General features: G+C 57.8%; 1 protein-coding gene. It reads left to right on the top strand.

Going from position 1 to position 474, the window contains the following annotated elements; all coding sequences use genetic code 11:
* A partial coding sequence (locus KP705_RS17430; protein WP_215765191.1) for a transposase occupies positions 1 to 474 on the top strand: 474 nt, incomplete at both ends.

Genomic DNA, 474 nt, shown 5'->3' with positions numbered 1-474 from the left:
CTGATCAACGACCGCCTGTCGTTCATGCGCTTTCTGGGATTGGGGCTGTCGGACCGCGTGCCGGATGCCAAAACGGTCTGGCTGTTTCGTGAGCGTTTGACACAGGCGGGTGCCATTGAAAGGCTGTTTGACCGATTTGACGCGACCCTACGGAACGCCGGTTATCTCCCGATGTCGGGCCAGATCCTGGATGCAACACTGGTAGCCGCTCCAAAGCAGCGCAATACGAATGCCGAGAAGGCAGATCTCCGGGCAGGACGTATTCCCGAAGACTGGCAGGACAAGTCGGCAAAGCTGTCGCACAAGGATCGTCATGCGCGCTGGACGCTGAAGTTCACGAAAGCAAAACGGCAGGATGACGGGAGTATGCCCGCAACGGATCTCGCTATCCCGTTCTTTGGCTACAAATCCCACGTGTCCATCGACCGGAAGTTTCGGTTCATCCGAAAATGGAAGACGACGGATGCCGCCGCC

Origin of the sequence: Gluconobacter sp. P1D12_c, assembly GCF_018812105.1 — a bacterium.
GTDB lineage: Bacteria > Pseudomonadota > Alphaproteobacteria > Acetobacterales > Acetobacteraceae > Gluconobacter > Gluconobacter oxydans_A.
Note: the sequence above shows the minus strand (reverse complement) of the source record. Positions and strands in the feature narration are given on the sequence as shown.